This window comes from Capnocytophaga canis, from assembly GCF_043187445.1.
Lineage (GTDB): Bacteria > Bacteroidota > Bacteroidia > Flavobacteriales > Flavobacteriaceae > Capnocytophaga > Capnocytophaga canis.
On sequence record NZ_CP171121.1, the window covers coordinates 160,385 to 179,944 of the forward strand.

Below are 19,560 nucleotides of genomic sequence, written 5' to 3' on the forward strand. Positions count from 1 at the left end.
ATATCAATGAATTAGTTTGAAAATTTTGAGGTTAATTCTTCAACATATCGCTTGAATTCACGGTCTGTTTCCGTTAGATTTTCAACCGTTTTACAAGCATGCAATACGGTTGCATGGTCACGTTGCCCAATTTGTGAACCGATAGCTGTCAATGAATTTTTTGTATATTTTTTTGCGAAAAACATCGCCAACTGACGTGCTTGTACTACGTTTCGTTTACGAGTTTTTGACTGCAATTCCTCCAAACCCACATTAAAATAATCGGAAACGATTTGTTGTATGTGGTCGATGGTAATTTCCTTTCGGTGATTTCGTATGGAGCGTTCGATGATGCTTTGTGCTAATTCAATCGAAAATTCCTTGCGATTAAAGGCTGCTTGAGCAATAAGTGAATTACTTACACCTTCCAATTCTCGCACATTAGTTCTAACATTTTCAGCTAGATATGAAATAATTTCATCTTCTACTTCTGCACCGTCCGTGTAGAATTTATTTTTTAAAATTTTATAGCGAGTCTCATAGTCTGGAGTTTGTAACTCAGCAGACAGCCCCCATTTGAAACGCGACAATAAACGTTGTTCAATATCCTGCATGTCAACTGGAGCTTTGTCCGATGTCAAAATAATTTGCTTATTGTTTTGTTGTAAATGATTGAATATGTGGAAAAACGCATCTTGTGTCTTTAATTTAGATGATAAAAACTGAACATCATCGACAATCAACACATCAATGAGTTGATAGAAATGAATGAAATCATTAAGTGATGTTTTGTCCTTATCTTTTGACATGGTAGCGTTTACGAACTGTTGCGTAAATTTTTCTGCTGACACATAAAGCACTTTCTTTTTAGGATGTTTTTCCTTGATATCCACCCCAATAGCGTGTGCTAAATGTGTTTTTCCCAACCCTACTCCACCAAAAATAAACAGTGGATTAAACGCCGTTCCTCCAGGCTTATTGGCTACTGCCATCCCAGCTGAACGTGCCAATCGGTTCGAATTTCCCTCAACAAAATTATCAAAATTTTGGTTCAAATTGAGCTGTGGGTCTATAGTAATTTCGCGAATACCCGGAATTACAAACGGATTTCGAAGTTCAGGATCTTTATTTTGGATAGGTAAAGTAAGTGATTGCCTTGCTAATTCTGGACGGTTAGTACTCGGCAATTGTTCTCTGGTTAGAGAGTTGATTACATAAGTCAAACGGGCTTTTTCTCCGAGAGAAAAAGTCATGGCAGACTTCAAAAGAGAAATATAATTTTGCTCTAAGTACTCATAGAAAAATTTAGTAGGAACACCTATTTTTAAAGAATTATTTTCCAAACTAATAGGCACAATGGGAGCGAACCAAGTGTTAAATGGTTGCTCTTCAATATTGTCTCTGATGAAATCAAGACATCTCCCCCACGCTTTTTCGGCTAAATCTTTCATTATTAAATAAAAAAGGTTATATTTGGAACTTCAAAAACAGATGTAGTAGTATCTCTGTGAATTGAGACAGCAAAGTTGTGAATAAAAAATGAATAAAAAAAATCATTTTACTATTGTTTTTCTCATTTTTTTTTCGCAAGAGTTAAATGTTAATACTTGTTAATTATATACTTTTCAATTCTATGGAAAATTTGCACTTCGATTATGTACTGAGAACCCGCTATGGTGAAACTGACCAAATGGGAGTTATTTACTATGGTAATTATCCTCAATACTTAGAACTTGGGCGGGTGGAATGGTTGCGCTCACTGGGAATTTCGTACAAAGAAATGGAAAAAGAAGGCGTGATGTTACCTGTGGTTTCTTTGCATATAGACTACAAAAAACCAGCATTTTACGACGAACTCATTACCATCAGAACTCAACTAAAAGAACTTCCAAGTTCAAAAATAACATTTGATTATCAGATAATTAACGAAAAAGGCGAGGTAATATCTACAGCAAATACTACTTTAGTTTTCGTAGATGTAAACACGTGGCGACCAGTACGCTGTCCTCAAAGGATTTTAGCTGCAATACAGCAGAAAATGAAATCTTAAAGATTCATTTCCTTACTGGCTTCAAATAGAAATTTTTTCTCTTCCTCAGTTAAACTTGTATAGCCACTGGAGCTAATTTTCTCTAAGATAACATTAACCTTATGTTGTTTTATCTTTTGAGATTCACTCAATTTCGATCGTGATTCTGAGGGCTTTATAGCTTTTGAGGAAATTTGTTTTTTTGTTAATTTTTTATAATTGTTTCGTTTCAGTTGCAATGGATATTTACCTAATAAAGCTAAAAAACATCCTATAAAAGCTCCACCTATGTGAACAATTTTTCCGCCAGGATCGGAAGCAAATTGAATTATGTCAAAAGCTAATAAAAGCAACGCGACATACCACAAACGCATACGAATGGAGAAAAAAACATTGACCACATAGGTAGGAGCCATAACACAAACAAAAAAGAGCATTGCTATAATAGCTCCCGACGCACCTAAAAGGATAGAATTTTCAAAAAAAACAGAAGGCAAAAAATATACTGATAAAAAACAGATTCCTCCGAAAAATATTCCCGAAAGATAAACCTTTAGAAATTGCTTATTATTGAATAAATTAAAAAATATTTGCCCTACCAAATACAAAAAAAGCATATTCCAAAACAGATGTTGCCAACGTGCATGGAAGAAGGCATACGTAAAAATAGTCCAAGGTTTTGTTAGAAAAACATCCCACTTTTGAGGCATACCTACCCATTGATTGAGTTGTTCTTGCGAAATTAAACCTAAAGAAACTACCGAATATCCAACAATGAATAACAAAATGTTGACAATAGCTATCTGCTCTGCCGTATTTAAGCTTTTTATTTTACGATTGATATTCAATTTATGATGATTTTGAAAGGTTTTATCCGTTAATAGCTATCACTCGAATTTCAGAGTTTTGCAATTGATCTTGCAACAAATTCTCAATGCCATTTTTTAAAGTCATTGTTGAAGATGGACAACCGCTACAGGCTCCTTGTAAAATCACCTCGACCTGATGAGTTTCTTTATTGTACGACACAAATTGAATGTTTCCCCCATCGGATGCTACGGCAGGTTTTACATATTCATCCAATAAGGCTACGATTTTTTGCGAAGTAATGTCTGTTACTAATGGTGATTTTTCTATTTGTTTTTCATTCGTAACTTGTTCTTTTTTAGTCTCTTTATCTAAAACAACTTTATTTCCATCTGCCAAGTAGGTACGAATAAACTCGCGTAATTCCATAGTGATTTCAAACCATTTTACCGATTCATCCTTGGTTATTGAAATGTAATTTTCATCAAAAAAAACTTCTTTAACAAAAGGAAAATCAAACAATGCCTTTGCTAATGGCGCATTTTGTGTTTGCGTTACATTCTTGTATTCCAAAACCACAGGTACAATTTGTTTATTAACCACAAACTTCATTACCGTGGGGTTGGGTGTACTCTCTGCATAAACCGTTATAGGTAATTTTTTTAGTGGCTGTTCTGTAGTAATCAACTCATTACCGGAATTTATATATACCGAAATCTGTTCAGCCAACTCTTCTTGAACATCCGCCCATTCTACAATCGGATAGCGTTTCAAAGCAATAAAATTACTGGAAATATATACTGTCTTGATAAAAGGCAGATAGAAAAGCTGTTGTGCTAAAGGTGAATTTTTAGCCTCATCAATGTTATTAAATTCGTAGCTACCTTTGACCAAAATTTTTGATGCTTCCAGTTTAATAATTTCCGGATTACTGGTTGGTTGTATGGATATTGTCACTTCACTCATTGTTCTATTTTTTTTGGCAAAGCTATCCAATTTTGTGATGTTTTAAAAATTTATGAATACAATTTATTCATCCATTAAAAAACTCTTTATTAAAAATGCTGATTTTCAACACTATAAAACATACAGACAAAATTAATTTGAAAAATAAAAGACTAAAAATTCTTTTATTAATTTATTTTGACTACATTTGCAGTATTAAACTATTAAGACTAAATAAATATATTATGCGAAAATATCCATTATTGCTCGTTTTATTACCGCTTGGTTTACAAGCTCAGATGAAACAAATTATTGAAAAAGAAGAAAATGTTATTACTGATGTGATGACAGCTTCAATGTTGAAAGACGTCACCTACAAGGACGACAAACCTAATGTGGAGGTTATTTTAGAAACTGAGTTCACTAAAGAAGTTCGGATAACCTTCAAAGAGGGGCAAATAATGAAACGCCACAAAGCTCCTCGTGCCATCGTAGTACAGGTTCTTGAAGGAAAAATTAATTTCGAAGTAGGAGAAACTATTTACCAACTAAACAAAGGTGATTTCATTACACTCAAAGCCACTATCGTACATGAGCTAAAAGCTCTTGAAAACAGTGTTGTTCGTCTGTCTCTTTCTAAATATGAAACTCAAGAGATTGAAAAGTCTAAGAAATAATTATAACCGATTATTAATAAGTAATGAACAAACAACAAGGACACTGGCTTTTAGCCAAAATGGGGAAAAAAGTATTACGACCAGGAGGAAAAGAACTTACCCTTAAAATGATTGATAACTTGGTTGTTAACAATGATGATGTGGTAGTGGAATTTGCTCCAGGATTGGGATTAACTGCGGAAATAACATTAGCAAAAAATCCGGAAAATTACATAGGTATAGAACTTGATGAAGAAGCCGCTGAAAAGTTACGGAAAAAATTTGCGAAAAAAAATGTGCAAATCATCAACAAAAATGCTGCCGAAACCGAATTACCTGAGCAAGTAGCCAATAAGGTGTATGGTGAAGCTATGCTAACGATGCAAGCCGATCACCGCAAAAGGGAAATCATCCGTGAGGCACATCGCATTTTAAAACCAAGAGGGCTATATGCCGTTCATGAGCTTGGATTGACACCCAATGATATTGACCCAGAGGCTAAAGCTACCATTCAACGGGAACTCGCTCAAGTTATAAGGGTTAATGCACGACCTTTGACAGTGAGTGAATGGAGTGACATAATTGAAAGCGAAGGTTTTAAAATAATAAAAGTGGAAACAAATCCAATGCATCTACTTGAAAAAAAACGTATGATCCAAGATGAAGGTTTTTTCAGAACTCTAAAAATAGGATTTAATATTCTTACCAATCCCGATGCACGGAAACGCATTCGAGCGATGCGAAAAGTATTCCGCACGTATGAAAATAATCTAAACGCAGTAGCGATTGTAGCTGAAAAAAAATAATTTTTTAGTTTTCTAAAAAAATGTACTTTTGCTGAGGATAAAGATGAACATAACTCATTTTTATCCTCTTTTTCTTCAAAAATGATTTTTTTATATGAACGTACAATTGATTCTATTTGTAATTCTACTGTATTTCGGTATACTGATCTCTATCTCTTATTTCACATCACGCAAAACAGGTGATGAAACCTTTTTTACGGGTGATCGCAAATCCGCTTGGTTTTTAGTGGCTTTCGGAATGGTAGGTAGTGCTTTATCGGGAGTTACCTTTGTATCATTGCCTGGATCTGTGGCTAATAATCATCTGTATTTTTCTCAATTTGTGATGGGAAATGTAGTAGGATATATGTTCATCGCATTTGTACTAACTCCCTTGTACTACCGCTTGCAATTGGTGTCTATTTACGGTTATTTGAAAGAACGTTTTGGTAAAGTTTCTTACAAATCGGGGTCGCTTATTTTCTTGGTTTCACAATCGTTTGGTGCTGCATTACGATTGATGTTGGCTACTAAAATACTCCAATTAGCATTTTTTGACAGAATTGGTATTCCTTTTTACTTAACAGTAATTATCATCATTGTTTTTGTTTGGCTTTATACCTTTAAATCGGGGATAAAAACTATCGTTTGGACAGACACATTACAAACTTTTTTCCTGATTATAAGTATTGTAGCCATTGGAATAGGAATCTCGGATACGCTAGATATGTCTTTTTCTGAAACTGCACAGCAGATTTACAACCATAAATATTTTGACTTTTTCAATTGGGACACTAAATCTGGGAATAATTTTTTCAAACAGTTTATTGCAGGTTTTTTTGTATCGGTGGCTATGATTGGATTAGATCAAAATATGATGCAAAAAACACTAACTTGCAGAAATATTTGGGATGCTCAGAAAAATATGCTCACTTATAGTCTTGTGTTGGCAGGTACACAAATTTTGTTTTTATGCTTAGGAGTTTTATTGTATATCTATGCTGAAAACATGGGAATTATATTGGAAATTGACCCTAAGGGTTTGGTATTAAATACCGACAATTTGTTCCCTAATCTGGCTTTAAATTATTTGGGTATTGTCGCAGGAATGTGTTTTTTATTGGGCATCATTGCAGCATCTTTCTCAAGTATTGATTCAGCATTAACGGCATTGACGACATCCTTTACGTATGATTTTTTGGATATGTCGAAAAAAACATCTCAACAGAAAAAACGTTACAAAAATTTAGCTTTGTTCGGTTTTTCGATTGTTATTTTTTGTATCATAATGATATTTTCTCAAAGTAAGGGAGACGTTATCTCTCTGATTTTCAACATTGCTGGATACACCTATGGACCTTTATTAGGCTTGTTTATCTTCGGAATGTTTACAAATATGAAAATCCATGACAAATGGGTATGGCTGGTATGTATAGCCTCTCCCCTACTTACTTATGCTTTAAGTATTTACTTAAAAAATCATTTCAAGTTTGATTTCGGTTTTGTAAGCATTGCTGTTAATGGAATTTTAACTTTTTTCGGACTATTGTTATTACACAAAAGGAATTAATTTAATTGCTAAATAACACAATCAAAGAAGATTATCCGAAACCTTAGTAGATTTGAGATGCTTCTTTTAGAAAATTAAAAATATCTTTATTTATTTTAATTCTTAATAAACTTTTATATCTTTGCCGAGAATTAATCTAAACATAAATAAAATGAAAAAAGTAAACATTTTAATTTTAACACTCAGTCTATTTATCAATGGATATGCACAAAACAAAAAAGACATTGCTGCCATAAAAAACATGTGTGGTTGCTATGAGGTAACTTTTCGATATGCTGAAACTTTTCGATATGGAGCTGATTCCACCTATGTTCCATCAAAGCCCAGCCGTTCAAAAGCATTGGAATGGGTAGAAGCTGTTGAAGACAAAAAGGATAAAATTGTATTACAGCATTTATTAATTGTTGGAAAGAAAGGTAACGAACGTATCATCAAACATTGGAGACAAGATTGGGAATATCAAAACAGAAATTTTTACACCTATGAAGTTGGAGATGAGTGGCTTTTTTCACAAAAACCGAAAAGTGACGTAAAAGGTCAATGGACACAAAAAGTGTTCCAAGTAGACGATAGTCCTCGTTACGAACAAACAGCTACATGGGTACACGTTGACGGAAAAAGTTTTTGGGAAAGTGAGGTTGTTTCTCCTCTACCTCGTCGCGAAGAAGAAGTGAGAAGCGATTACAATGTGATGTTCCGAAGAAATCGACATGAAATCACCAATTATGGTTGGTTACATGAACAAGACAATGATAAAATTCTCCGACGTGATGGAAAAGATGATTTAGTAATTGCCCAAGAGAAAGGATATAATACCTACAAGAAAGTAGATGATGAAAAATGTAAAGCTGCTAAAGATTTTTGGCAAAAACACCACGAAAAATGGGGATTAGTACGAGCAAAATGGAATGAAATATATGCTAAAAACGCAACACTACGTTTTGAAACAAAAGTAGACGGAAAAACCCTTTTTGAGTATCTTTTCGACGAAGAAAATTACAAAACCAAAGAAAAAATAGACGAAATCATTCAAAAATTTGTCCTCTAAGAAATAATTTTTAAGAAAAACACACAAAACGAATTCACTCACTTTAAATGCATCTTTATCCGACTTTTTTAACAGAGAGAGAGACTATGTGAAGAATTCTGTTTTGTGTGTTTAATTTTTGCTTTAAAATCAAACAATTAACCTCTATCCAAGTTATCTTCCAATTTATCGAAAAAGGCGACTATCTATGATGATAAGGTTCATTCTTGAGAATAGTAAATGCTCGATAAACTTGCTCAACAAAAAATAATCGAATCATCTGATGCGAAAACGTCAATTTCGACAAAGAAAGCATTCCATTGGCTCGTGCATACACCTCTTGAGAAAATCCATAAGGTCCTCCAATCACAAACGTAAGCTGTTTGATGCCTGTATTCAATTTTTTTTGAATGTATTCTGAAAAACCAACAGAAGTATATTCTTTTCCTCTTTCATCTAAAAGGATTAGTTCGTGCGAAAGCTCTAATTGCTTCAAAATCAACTCTCCTTCTTTCGTTTTTTGCTGTTCTTCACTCAACGATTTACTATTCTTAAGGTCGGGAATGGTTACCAATTCAAAATTTATGTAGTGCAACAATCGTTTTTCATAATCTGAAATAAGTTGTTGCAAATTTGAATTATCGGTTTTCCCTATTGTAATTAGTTTGATATTCATTTCTTACTTTTTAGAATATATATATTAAAGAAAAGCAACGGCTCCCCTAATTTTTATTTTTTACCGACTACAATAGGCTTCAATAAAAAATTCTGAGTTCCAAGTTGGAGTACAATTTGAAAATAAATGAGACTATCCAAGAAAATTGTTTTATGGGATACCGATAAAAACTTCAATCCCTTTGGATAGTCTCATAAAAAAGATTATTCTTTTTAGAAGAAAAGTCGTTCTCTTTCTCCTTTTTCATTGATTAACTCCAATGAATTTCGGTTTCTTGATGAAAGACTTGCTACGATATTTTTCAATTCATCAATGTCTTTAATAGGTTTTGAATTTACTGCAACTAACACCTTTCCAACCACCGAAACATTGTTATATTCATAAAATTGGGAAGCTCCCGTAACTTTAACTCCTGTTTTGGTTTTAAATTTCTTTTGGTCAACTTCGGAAAGGTTTTTAACCTCCAAGCCCAAAGTGTTAACCACATAAGTAGTATTTTTCTTTAAGTTAACTGTCGTATTACGTTCTTTTCCTTCTCGGTCGTATATCACTTTAAGCTGATCACCTGGACGCTTAGAAGCAATATAACCACTCAAGTCGGAGTACTTGTGAATACGAACATTATCAATTTGCTTGATTATATCTCCTTTTTTAATACCTGCAGCCCCTGCTCCTGATTCCTCATCTACTGAATCCACATAGAAACCTTCGGTTTGTTTTATGCCTAATCTTTCTGCATTGATAGAGTTCAATTCGGTTCCTCGAACCCCCAATACACCGCGTTGTACGTTGCCGTATTCAATCAAATCTTCAATCACCTTTTTGGCTATATTACTCGGAACAGCAAACGAATATCCCATATAAGTACCTGTTGTTGAAGTAATAGCTGTATTTATGCCTATTAAATCACCTTTTAGATTTACCAAAGCACCTCCGCTGTTACCTCGATTTACAACAGCATCAGTTTGAATAAACGATTCTACTTTATCATTACTTCGTTCACTAATATTACGTGCTTTAGCACTGATAATCCCTGCTGTTACGGTTGAGTTCAAATTAAAAGGATTCCCTACAGCTAACACCCACTCCCCTATTTGAGTGTTATCAGAATCAGCAAAGGTTAAAAAGGGCAGTTGTTCTTCGGCTTCAATTTTAAGCAGTGCTATATCTGATGAAACATCAGTGCCTATCAACTTAGCCGTGTAAGTTTTGTTGTTGTTGAGGGTAACTTCCAAAGTAGTAGCATCAGCTATGACATGGTTGTTGGTCACGATATACCCATCGGGAGTGATAATTACTCCTGAGCCTGTTCCAACTTGAGTTTGGCTTCCTCCACCATAAAATAAATCAAAAACGGAATTTCCTCCACCTTGTTTAGTAGCTACATTTTTGATGTGTACCACACTATTGACAGTTTTATTTGCTGCCTCAACAAAACTGTTTTCATTCAATTCAAAACGAGTTCCGCCAACATGGTTATTGGTTTGTACAAAATTTGGTTTTTCAGTTAGCACGGGCTGTGCAACGGAATCTGTTTTGTCAAGAAACAACTTATACCCCCCTAACGATAGTATACCGCCTAAAAAAGCAGCCGATACAATACTTGCATAATTCTTCATACGGTTTAAATTTTAATCAATTATTTTAATATTATATTTTTAACAAAGTCATTTCATATTGTGCAATAATTATGCCAAAAAGCACGGATAGACTAAGGTCATTTTAAGAAAATCAATACGAATTTTCTAATGAATAAATAATTGCTTTTTTCATTTGTGTATGAATATAATCCCTTACTTCAGCGTAGGAAATATCATATTTCCGGTCGATATTTGTAAATTTTTCGGGAAAATCAGCTAAAATTTTATCATAATAGGCATCTAAACGCTCTCTTGACGGCATTTCATAATCTAATTTCAATTGAAAACGCCGTAGAAGAGCAAAATCAATAAAATCAATATGGTTAGTAGCACAAATTAACACACCTTCTTTTGGAAAATAATCAAATAATTGGATAATCGTATTCACTAAACGACGCATTTCACCCACATCTCGTTCGTCGTCAGTACGAGTTTTACCGATTTGGTCAAATTCATCTAAAAATAAAACAGCCTTTTCGCGTTGAGCTTTATCAAAAACTGCTTTTAAATTTTTTGAAGTTTCTCCAATACGAGAATTTACTAAATTACTCAAATTCAATATGAAAATAGATTTTCCCAACCGATTAGCGATTGATTTTGCGGTGGTTGTTTTTCCACAACCAGAAGCTCCATAAAATAAAATTTTGTTATCAGCTTGTAGGCCATATTTCATTAATTCGGCAATATGTTCGTGTTCTTTGATAAGTTGTTGCAATGCCGTTTTATTTTCATCGGACAGAAAAATATCCTCGAAGGGAATTGATTCCCTATCATGGATTATAAAATCGCTTGTTACCATTTCTTTTAAATTACAATCGCTGACAAATTTACATCTATTTTTCTAAAGTTCATAGCAAACAAAAAAATGTCTGTCGTAATTTTGCACATAAAACGACTTCACGCGTTTTTTTTCGTATTTAGATTAAATGTTGCAAATAAAAAGTGTATACCTTAAAATTCAAATTTCTTGTCTATTTCGAAAAAAAATGAGTGAGATACTCTAAATAATATAAGGTCATTGTTTTTTTTCAGACCTCAAAAGTTGAAAAAAACACTGTGAACACCGCCTTTTATTGAAATAATTAACTTAAATTTGTAGTCTAAAACTTTATAATTTATGGACAGATTATCTATTTACGAATTGCTCTCTTTTGTAGTTCCGGGAGTCATTATGATTGAGCTGATAAATTTTTCAGCGGAATATGTTTTTGGGAAAGCCCCACTCATTACAGCAGGAAACCTTAGCGACGGTCTGTTGTTTTTTGCCATTGCCCTATTTATAGGATGCTTGATTCATATCATAACATTTCGGCTGATAAAGAGAAAGTGGTATAAGAAATTGGCATATAAACCCATTAACGAAATAGAGAATAATGCTTATATAAAACAAATATTCACTAACCTTAAAGAAGAATATTCTAAGATTCATAACATTAACTCTATTGATGAAGTATCTAAGTTAAATGTTTTTGAAAGTGGTTATTACTACTTGGAAGCACAAGGTAAAATATCCCAAGCAAAAAATTTTCAGAGTATTTATTTCTTGTTTCGGAACATCGTAACGCTTTCGTTATTTGTACTTCCCGTGAGTGTTATCTTTTTGTTGATATCCTTTTTTATGAAAGATTGTACGCTGAGTGGCAAAATCATTACAATTATTATAGGAACTTTGGTTATAGGCGGATTATCATCGGTTATAGCCCAGTGGTTTCGGGTAAAAATGACAGACAGAATCTTCGGACTTTATTATGCGGAATTAACACACCATAAAAAATAAAATAAACTATGGAAAACAAAACATCTTTAGGGAATAACATTTATTACAACCCTTTTAAGCCAGAGGATAAACCGTATTTTGCGGGTTATCTCAATGCAGCAATGGAAAATATAGATAGTGTATTTAGAGAATTGGGAAAAAGATTAAAAGGTAAAGAGTACACTTCGGAGAATTTTTTTGATGCTATCTTTAAGGAAAATATTTCATTAGTGGAATACGAAAGGTATGTGAAATTGCTTTCGGATTATTTCCCTATGGCTCGTCTTTTGGATAAAAAAGAAGTTCCTATAAAAGAACGAAAAGAAAATTTTAAAAAGAATTTTAAAGGCATTATAAAAGCCGTAAGAGATTTAAGAAACTTTTATACGCATAAGGAACACGGAGAGGTAGAAATTACAGATGAAATATTTGGCGTATTGGATGAGATGCTGAAAAGCACGGTTTTAACGGTGAAAAAGAAAAAAATAAAAACCGATAAAACAAAAGAAATTCTGAAGAAAAGCATAGAAAAACAATTGGATATTTTATGCCAAAAGAAATTAGAATATCTAAGAGACACAGCAAGAAAAATAGAGGAGAAGCGTAGAAATCAAAGAGAAAGAGGAGAGAAAAAATTGGTAGCTCCATTCAAATACAGTGATAAAAGGGATGATTTAATAGCAGCGATTTATAATGACGCTTTTGATGTTTATATCGATAAGAAAAAAGATAGCCTAAAAGAATCAAGTAAAACAAAATACAATACCGAAAGCTACCCTCAGCAAGAAGAAGGCGATTTGAAAATTCCAATTTCGAAAAACGGAGTAGTCTTCCTGCTTTCTTTGTTTCTCACCAAACAAGAAATACACGCATTCAAATCGAAAATAGCAGGGTTTAAGGCTACGGTTATCGATGAAGCAACGGTATCTGAAGCAACGGTGAGCCATAGAAAAAACAGTATTTGTTTTATGGCTACGCACGAAATTTTCTCGCATTTGGCTTACAAAAAATTAAAACGAAAAGTGAGAACGGCTGAAATCAACTATGGTGAGGCAGAAAATGCTGAACAGCTTTCCGTTTATGCCAAAGAAACTCTAATGATGCAGATGCTCGATGAATTGAGCAAAGTACCCGATGTGGTCTATCAGAATTTGAGCGAAGAGTTGCAAAAAACTTTCATCGAAGATTGGAACGAATACCTAAAAGAAAACAATGGCGATGTAGGAACAATGGAAGAAGAACAGGTAATTCATCCAGTGATTCGCAAGCGTTACGAAGATAAATTCAATTATTTTGCCATTCGTTTTTTAGATGAGTTTGCTCAGTTTCCTACACTTCGTTTTCAGGTGCACCTAGGGAATTATCTTCACGATTCTCTCCCTAAAGAACATCTGATTTCCGACCGAAGAATAAAAGAAAAAATCACCGTTTTCGGAAGGCTTTCGGAATTGGAACATAAAAAAGCATTGTTTATAAAAAACACCGAAACCAATGAAGATAGAGAACACTATTGGGAAATTTTTCCTAACCCCAATTATGATTTTCCTAAGGAAAATATTTCTGTTAATGATAAAGATTTTCCTATCGCGGGTAGTATTTTGGATAGAGAGAAACAGCCTGTCGCAGGGAAGATAGGGATAAAAGTGAATTTGCTTAACCAAAAATACATTTCAGAAGTAGATAAAGCCGTAAAAGCCAATCAGCTCAAGCAAAGAAAAGCCAACAAGTCGTCTATTCAGAACATTATAGAAGAAATAGTTCCAATCAATGGAAATAATCAAGAAGAAATTATTGTTTTCGGTGGGCAACCCACGGCTTATCTGAGTATGAATGACATTCATTCCATTCTGTATGAGTTTTTCGATAAATGGGAGAAAAAGAAAGAAAAGTTAGAAAAGAAAGGTGAAAAAGAATTAAGAAAGGAAATTGGAAAAGAGTTAGAAGAGAAAATCGTAGGAAAAATTCAAACTCAAATTCAGCAAATCATAGATAAAGATATCAATGCCAAGATATTAAAACCTTATCAAGACGATGATTCTACTGCTATTGATAAAGAGAAATTGATAAAAGATTTGAAGCAGGAGCAAAAGATTTTACAAAAATTAAAAAATGAACAGCAACAGAGAGAAAAAGACAAAAAAAACAAAAAATCCAAACGAAAACACGAACTTTATCCCTCTGAAAAAGGAAAAGTAGCAGTTTGGTTGGCAAATGATATCAAACGCTTTATGCCAAAGGAGTTTAAAGAGCAATGGCGTGGGCATCATCATAGCTTGCTGCAAAAGTATTTAGCATATTACGAACAAAGCAAAGAGGAATTGAAAAATCTTTTGCCAAAAGAAGTATTTGAGCATTTTCCTTTTGAGTTGGAGGGACATTTTCAACAAAAATATTTGAATCAATTCTACACGCATTATTTGGTTGTACGATTGGAGTGTATTAAAATGTTATTACGAGAATTTCAACATTGTAAAAATGAAAATGATAGTTCAAAAGTAATAGAAAAATGTTTTAATTTCTTAAAAAAACAAAATTATATTCACAAAGGCTTAGACGCTCAGGTTCAGTCCGTATTGGGGTATCCTATCTTTTTAGAGCGAGGTTTTATGGATGAAAAACCTACGATAATTAAAGGAGAAACTTTTAAAGGAAATGAAGCTCATTTTGCCGATTGGTTTAGGTATTACAAGGAATATCAGAATTTTCAGACATTTTATAATGTGAAACAATATCCGCTTGTAAAGTTGGAAAAAAAACAAGCAGACCGAAAACGAAAAACCAAAATCTACCAACAAAAGAAAAACGATGTGTTTACACTTTTGATGGCAAAACATATTTTCAAATCGGTATTCAAACAGGATAGCATTGACCGGTTTTCGTTAGAAGACTTGTATCAGTCTCGGGAGGAACGCTTAGAAAATCAGGAGAAAGCCAAGCAAACGGGTGAGCGAAATACCAACTATATTTGGAACAAAACCGTTAATTTAAACTTGTGTGACGGAAAAATTACGGTAGAAAATGTAAAGCTGAAAAATGTGGGTAATTTCATAAAATATGAATACGACCAAAGGGTTCAAGCTTTCTTAACATATGAGGAAAATATAGAATGGCAGGCATTTCTAATCAAAGAGAGTAAGGAAGAAGAAAACTATCCGTATGTGGTGGAAAGAGAAATAGAACAATATGAAAAAGTAAGAAGAGAAGAACTGCTGAAGGAAGTCCATCTTATAGAGGAATATATTTTGGAAAAGGTAAAAGATAAGGAAATATTAAAAAAAGGGGATAATCAAAATTTCAAATACTACATTCTCAACGGACTTTTAAAGCAATTTAAAAATGAAAATGTGGATGGTTATAAGGTATTCAACTTAGATACTAAACCTGAAGATGTGGACATTAACCAACTAAAACAAGAAGCAACCGATTTAGAACAAAAAGCCTTTGTTTTAACCTATATTCGTAATAAATTTGCACACAACCAATTGCCTAAAAAAGAATTTTGGGACTATTGCCAAGAAGAATGTGGCAAGATAGCAAAAGGAAAAACCTATGCCGAGTACTTTGTAGAAGTATTTAAAAGGGAAAAAGAAGCACTGATGAAGTAAAATATATGATATTACACTCCTGATAGACAGTTTTATACACTCATTTTTTGGCATTGAGGTTGGAACTGCTCTCATTTTGGAGGGTAATCACAACTTGATTTCCAGACTACATCACGATTGATGGGTTGGAACTGCTCTCATTTTGGAGGGGTAATCACAACTTTAATGAGGGATATGCACTCATGCTTGATGTTGGAACTGCTCTCATTTTGGAGGGTAATCACAACTATTTTCTATTAAAAATTAACATTAAAATCGTTGGAACTGCTCTCATTTTGGAGGGTAATCACAACTCAGCTTCTACGTCAGCTGGTAGGGGAAGCTGTTGGAACTGCTCTCATTTTGGAGGGTAATCACAACGCTCAGGAATTCAAGTTAGAATATTGGGTTGTTGGAACTGCTCTCATTTTGGAGGGTAATCACAACCGTGAACAATTATTGATTTCTGTGTTAAGGTTGGAACTGCTCTCATTTTGGAGGGTAATCACAACATTTTACTCATTCGCCCGACCTAATGAAATGTTGGAACTGCTCTCATTTTGGAGGGTAATCACAACATTACGAGCGTTGATGCGATGTGAAAATGCGTTGGAACTGCTCTCATTTTGGAGGGTAATCACAACAATATGTTCGAATACAGAGATTTTGGACTTGTTGGAACTGCTCTCATTTTGGAGGGTAATCACAACAATTTTATAAGAAATTTCGCTCCTTCAGATGTTGGAACTGCTCTCATTTTGGAGGGTAATCACAACCTTTATCTTTTTCATGTTTTTTATATTTTTGTTGGAACTGCTCTCATTTTGGAGGGTAATCACAACAATGGTGATGACCATGTGAGTGTCCACCGAGTTGGAACTGCTCTCATTTTGGAGGGTAATCACAACTTTCGTTAATACAAATTCTTACCATTTTGGGTTGGAACTGCTCTCATTTTGGAGGGTAATCACAACTCAAGCTGTCGAGTGGGCTATGAATAAAGGGTTGGAACTGCTCTCATTTTGGAGGGTAATCACAACATTTTTTATCATCAATAATAAGATTTAAAGGTTGGAACTGCTCTCATTTTGGAGGGTAATCACAACACTAATAAAAGTGTTAAGAATAATAATAAAGTTGGAACTGCTCTCATTTTGGAGGGTAATCACAACCATATCTATGTACTCTTACAACGTTGATGAGTTGGAACTGCTCTCATTTTGGAGGGTAATCACAACGAACTAAAGCGTGCGCAAGTTTTTGTTGGGGTTGGAACTGCTCTCATTTTGGAGGGTAATCACAACTCATATGCAACACGAACCTGTTTTGGTAGGGTTGGAACTGCTCTCATTTTGGAGGGTAATCACAACGGTAATTTCGTCGAGAAACATCGTTCCTACGTTGGAACTGCTCTCATGTTGGAGGGTAATCACAACGGGAAAGGGAAATGTAAACTATTCGGAAAGGTTGGAACTGCTCTCATTTTGGAGGGTAATCACAACTTTCGAGTTCTTCGGTTGCTTGATTGAGTTGTTGGAACTGCTCTCATTTTGGAGGGTAATCACAACGAATGCTTTTTCCGTTACAAATTAACGCTAGTTGGAACTGCTCTCATTTTGGAGGGTAATCACAACTCCATAGGCTATTAGTGAATAATCTATCTTGTTGGAACTGCTCTCATGTTGGAGGGTAATCACAACATCTTTGTGTTTGAATTCATCGGCAATTACGTTGGAACTGCTCTCATGTTGGAGGGTAATCACAACGTAGAACCATCGTTGTAGATGAGCGTAAAAGTTGGAACTGCTCTCATTTTATTCGTGAGTTTTTATTGTTTTTCAAAAGAACTCATGAATACAGAGTATTTGGAGGGTAATCACAATCATAAGCTAATAGCTAACAGCCAATAGCCACTGTTACTCTCATGTTATTCGTAAAATTTTCGTTCGTTTTTCTAAAGGAACTCATGAATGCAAAAACCTCCCGATGTACTTCATTGGGAGGTTTTGTATCTTTTTGTTTTTGAGTTAAAAGTGTTGCAAAATTATGTTTTTGAGTTACATTTATTAGGATAACAGCTTTGAAAATTAACAACTATTTTTAACTGATAATCAACTAAATATCAACATTTTAAATAAACATATAAATTAATTTTTTCTTATATAAAATCTCAATTATGAATCAATGTAAAAATTCAAAGCAATAAATCTGCGAAAAAATATGAAGAGTATGAAGATGGAATAAAAAAATCATGCGATATTTTTGAACATAAAAAAAGTGTAAACCAAGTAGTTACTCGATTTACACTTCTTACTGCGGAGAGAGAGGGATTCGAACCCCCGGAGGTGTTACCCTCAACGGTTTTCAAGACCGCCGCATTCGACCGCTCTGCCATCTCTCCAATTGCACTTGTTACCTCACTTATGCGGTTGCAAAAGTACGACTTTTTTTTATTCCTGCAAATTTTATAGCTTATTTTTTTTATTTTTTTTGAAAATATTTTATATGCTATTCATTTTAAGTTACTTATAAATATTTTTTTTGAAGCAAAACATTTTACTATTTTTGATTTTATAAAACTACAGAAGTAAAAAAACATTAATACATTTATTTTCAATAAAATAAATCTGAGAACATTTATCTAACTCGCCCATATAAAAATTATTTTATGGTAAAAATTATATTTTTTTGAATATTTTTTTATTTTGTGCAATTATCTATCTATATTTGTTTCCTAAAAAGGAATAGTTACAAAAAATGAAAAAACAATTATTAATTGGAGCATTCACAATACTTTTTACTTGTCCAATTGTTAATGCACAGGAAGGAACGCGCATCCAAAACACAAAAAATCAGAAAAAAGAGAATACGCTTAACAGCCAATTTGAAAATCTAATTTCTCAGTCTAATTCGTGGCAAAATTATAAAGTTATCGACAAAGGTAGCCTAACTGTTTATCAACGCAACGTGATGGATAGTTTGGAAAGCGTAAAATCAAAAATTAAAGCTCAACAGCAGGTTGTCGATGCCCACGAAAATGAAATAAAGAAATTGAATAACAATATTCTTTCATTAGAAAATACACTTGAAGAGACACGTAATGAAAAAGATAGTGTTAGTCTTCTGGGTATTTTACTACCAAAATCTACATATTCACTGATTATGTGGAGCATTGTTTTATTGTTGATAGCTATGCTTGTTTTTTATATCTACCGCTACTCCAATAGCAATGTCATAGCCAAAAAATCAATGCAAGATTTAAACGATTTACAAGAGGAATACGAAAATTACAGAAAATCGGCAATCGAAAGAGAGCAAAAAGTACGTCGTCAGTTACAGGACGAAATTAACAAACACAGATAAAATGCGTATTGATATTATTTCAGTTATTCCTGAATTGATAGAAAGTCCATTTAATGCTTCGATCATGCAACGTGCTGTAAAAAAAGGACTTGTTGAGGTATATTTCCATAATTTAAGAGATTACAGCACAAGGAGTTATAAACAAGTAGATGACTACCAATTTGGTGGCGGAGCTGGAATGGTACTTATGATTGAGCCTATCGACAAATGCATATCGGCCTTGAAAGCTGAACGTTCGTACGATGAGATCATTTATATGACTCCTGATGGTGAAACACTAAATCAAAAGATAGCAAATCGGTTATCACTTTATGAAAATATCATTATTCTTTGTGGACACTATAAGGGAGTTGATCAACGTGTTAGAGATCAATTTATTACGAAAGAAATTTCTATCGGAGATTATGTACTTTCGGGAGGAGAATTGGGTGCTGCCGTTCTGTGTGACGCTATCATCCGCCTGATTCCGGGTGTTCTGAACGATGAAACTTCTGCTTTAACAGATTCTTTCCAAGATAATTTACTTGCACCACCTGTTTATACGCGTCCCGCTTCTTACAAAGGTTGGGATGTCCCAGAGGTGTTGATGAGTGGAAATTTCCCTGAAATTGAACAGTGGCGGGAAGAAAAAGCCTATGAACACACCAAAAATAGACGTCCTGATTTGTTAAATAAAGAGTATTAAAAAGGAGGACTCTTTTCTAAAAAATATCGAGAATATTAATTTACTTCATAAAGCTAAA

At 33.8% G+C, this 19,560-nt stretch carries 15 protein-coding genes, 1 tRNA gene and 1 CRISPR repeat array; of the genes, 9 read left to right on the plus strand and 7 right to left on the minus strand.

Annotated features, from left to right (window positions below; genetic code table 11):
- Nucleotides 1–11: 11 nt before the first annotated feature.
- Nucleotides 12–1,430 (minus strand): chromosomal replication initiator protein DnaA, encoded by a 1,419-nt coding sequence (gene dnaA / locus ACF3OB_RS00690; RefSeq protein ID WP_042006962.1) that lies wholly within the window; start codon nucleotides 1,428–1,430, stop codon nucleotides 12–14.
- Between the two features lie 182 nt (nucleotides 1,431–1,612).
- Here dnaA and ACF3OB_RS00695 point away from each other — a divergent pair, with 182 nt between their 5' ends.
- On the plus strand, nucleotides 1,613–2,029 hold the full coding sequence (locus tag ACF3OB_RS00695) for a thioesterase family protein (RefSeq protein WP_095912642.1): 417 nt from the start codon (nucleotides 1,613–1,615) through the stop codon (nucleotides 2,027–2,029).
- Here the strand turns inward: ACF3OB_RS00695 and ACF3OB_RS00700 are convergent.
- Both ACF3OB_RS00700 and ACF3OB_RS00705 read right to left on the minus strand, forming a co-directional pair.
- Nucleotides 2,026–2,856, minus strand: a complete 831-nt coding sequence (locus ACF3OB_RS00700; RefSeq protein WP_392447902.1) for a rhomboid family intramembrane serine protease — start codon at nucleotides 2,854–2,856, stop codon at nucleotides 2,026–2,028. The genes ACF3OB_RS00695 and ACF3OB_RS00700 overlap by 4 nt on opposite strands.
- 22 nt (nucleotides 2,857–2,878) lie before the next feature.
- A complete protein-coding gene (locus tag ACF3OB_RS00705) occupies nucleotides 2,879–3,781 on the minus strand; it encodes a NifU family protein (protein ID WP_042006965.1) in 903 nt (300 codons plus the stop codon).
- Nucleotides 3,782–4,005: 224 nt separating this feature from the next.
- Here ACF3OB_RS00705 and ACF3OB_RS00710 point away from each other — a divergent pair, with 224 nt between their 5' ends.
- The 4 genes from ACF3OB_RS00710 (at nucleotide 4,006) to ACF3OB_RS00725 (ending at nucleotide 7,819) form a co-directional block, all read left to right on the plus strand.
- Nucleotides 4,006–4,437 carry a cupin domain-containing protein gene (locus ACF3OB_RS00710; RefSeq protein WP_231554065.1) on the plus strand — a complete coding sequence of 144 codons (432 nt, stop codon included), beginning with the start codon at nucleotides 4,006–4,008 and terminating at the stop codon, nucleotides 4,435–4,437.
- Between the two features lie 23 nt (nucleotides 4,438–4,460).
- A complete protein-coding gene (locus ACF3OB_RS00715) occupies nucleotides 4,461–5,222 on the plus strand; it encodes a class I SAM-dependent methyltransferase (protein ID WP_095894399.1) in 762 nt (253 codons plus the stop codon).
- A gap of 94 nt (nucleotides 5,223–5,316) precedes the next feature.
- Nucleotides 5,317–6,771, plus strand: coding sequence for a sodium:solute symporter (locus tag ACF3OB_RS00720; protein ID WP_042344562.1), 1,455 nt, complete (start codon nucleotides 5,317–5,319; stop codon nucleotides 6,769–6,771).
- 151 nt (nucleotides 6,772–6,922) lie between these two features.
- Entirely contained in the window at nucleotides 6,923–7,819 is an 897-nt protein-coding gene (locus tag ACF3OB_RS00725) for a DUF6607 family protein (RefSeq protein ID WP_392447905.1), read from the plus strand.
- A gap of 181 nt (nucleotides 7,820–8,000) precedes the next feature.
- Here the strand turns inward: ACF3OB_RS00725 and rlmH are convergent, their stop codons facing one another.
- From rlmH to ACF3OB_RS00740, 3 genes are all read right to left on the minus strand, one after another.
- Complete coding sequence (gene rlmH, locus ACF3OB_RS00730; RefSeq protein WP_095894397.1) at nucleotides 8,001–8,474, minus strand: 23S rRNA (pseudouridine(1915)-N(3))-methyltransferase RlmH; 474 nt, start codon at nucleotides 8,472–8,474, stop codon at nucleotides 8,001–8,003.
- 212 nt (nucleotides 8,475–8,686) lie between these two features.
- Complete coding sequence (locus ACF3OB_RS00735) at nucleotides 8,687–10,093, minus strand: S1C family serine protease (RefSeq protein ID WP_042006971.1); 1,407 nt, start codon at nucleotides 10,091–10,093, stop codon at nucleotides 8,687–8,689.
- A 112-nt stretch (nucleotides 10,094–10,205) separates the two neighbouring features.
- Nucleotides 10,206–10,913, minus strand: coding sequence for an AAA family ATPase (locus ACF3OB_RS00740; protein WP_392447908.1), 708 nt, complete (start codon nucleotides 10,911–10,913; stop codon nucleotides 10,206–10,208).
- Between the two features lie 318 nt (nucleotides 10,914–11,231).
- On the opposite strand from ACF3OB_RS00740, the gene csx27 reads away from it, so the two are divergent.
- On the plus strand, nucleotides 11,232–11,891 hold the full coding sequence (gene csx27 / locus ACF3OB_RS00745) for a CRISPR-associated protein Csx27 (RefSeq protein ID WP_392447910.1): 660 nt from the start codon (nucleotides 11,232–11,234) through the stop codon (nucleotides 11,889–11,891).
- A gap of 8 nt (nucleotides 11,892–11,899) precedes the next feature.
- Entirely contained in the window at nucleotides 11,900–15,475 is a 3,576-nt protein-coding gene (gene cas13b / locus ACF3OB_RS00750; protein WP_392447912.1) for a type VI-B CRISPR-associated RNA-guided ribonuclease Cas13b, read from the plus strand.
- 191 nt (nucleotides 15,476–15,666) lie between these two features.
- Nucleotides 15,667–17,220: a CRISPR direct-repeat array (repeat unit 36 nt; unit sequence GTTGGAACTGCTCTCATTTTGGAGGGTAATCACAAC).
- Nucleotides 17,221–17,770: 550 nt separating this feature from the next.
- Here cas13b and ACF3OB_RS00755 read toward each other — a convergent pair.
- Nucleotides 17,771–17,855 (minus strand) — tRNA-Ser (locus tag ACF3OB_RS00755).
- Between the two features lie 356 nt (nucleotides 17,856–18,211).
- Here ACF3OB_RS00755 and ACF3OB_RS00760 point away from each other — a divergent pair.
- Nucleotides 18,212–18,817 carry a hypothetical protein gene (locus ACF3OB_RS00760; RefSeq protein WP_042006975.1) on the plus strand — a complete coding sequence of 202 codons (606 nt, stop codon included), beginning with the start codon at nucleotides 18,212–18,214 and terminating at the stop codon, nucleotides 18,815–18,817.
- Between the two features lies 1 nt (nucleotide 18,818).
- Entirely contained in the window at nucleotides 18,819–19,502 is a 684-nt protein-coding gene (trmD, locus tag ACF3OB_RS00765; RefSeq protein WP_392447915.1) for a tRNA (guanosine(37)-N1)-methyltransferase TrmD, read from the plus strand.
- Nucleotides 19,503–19,560: the final 58 nt, after the last annotated feature.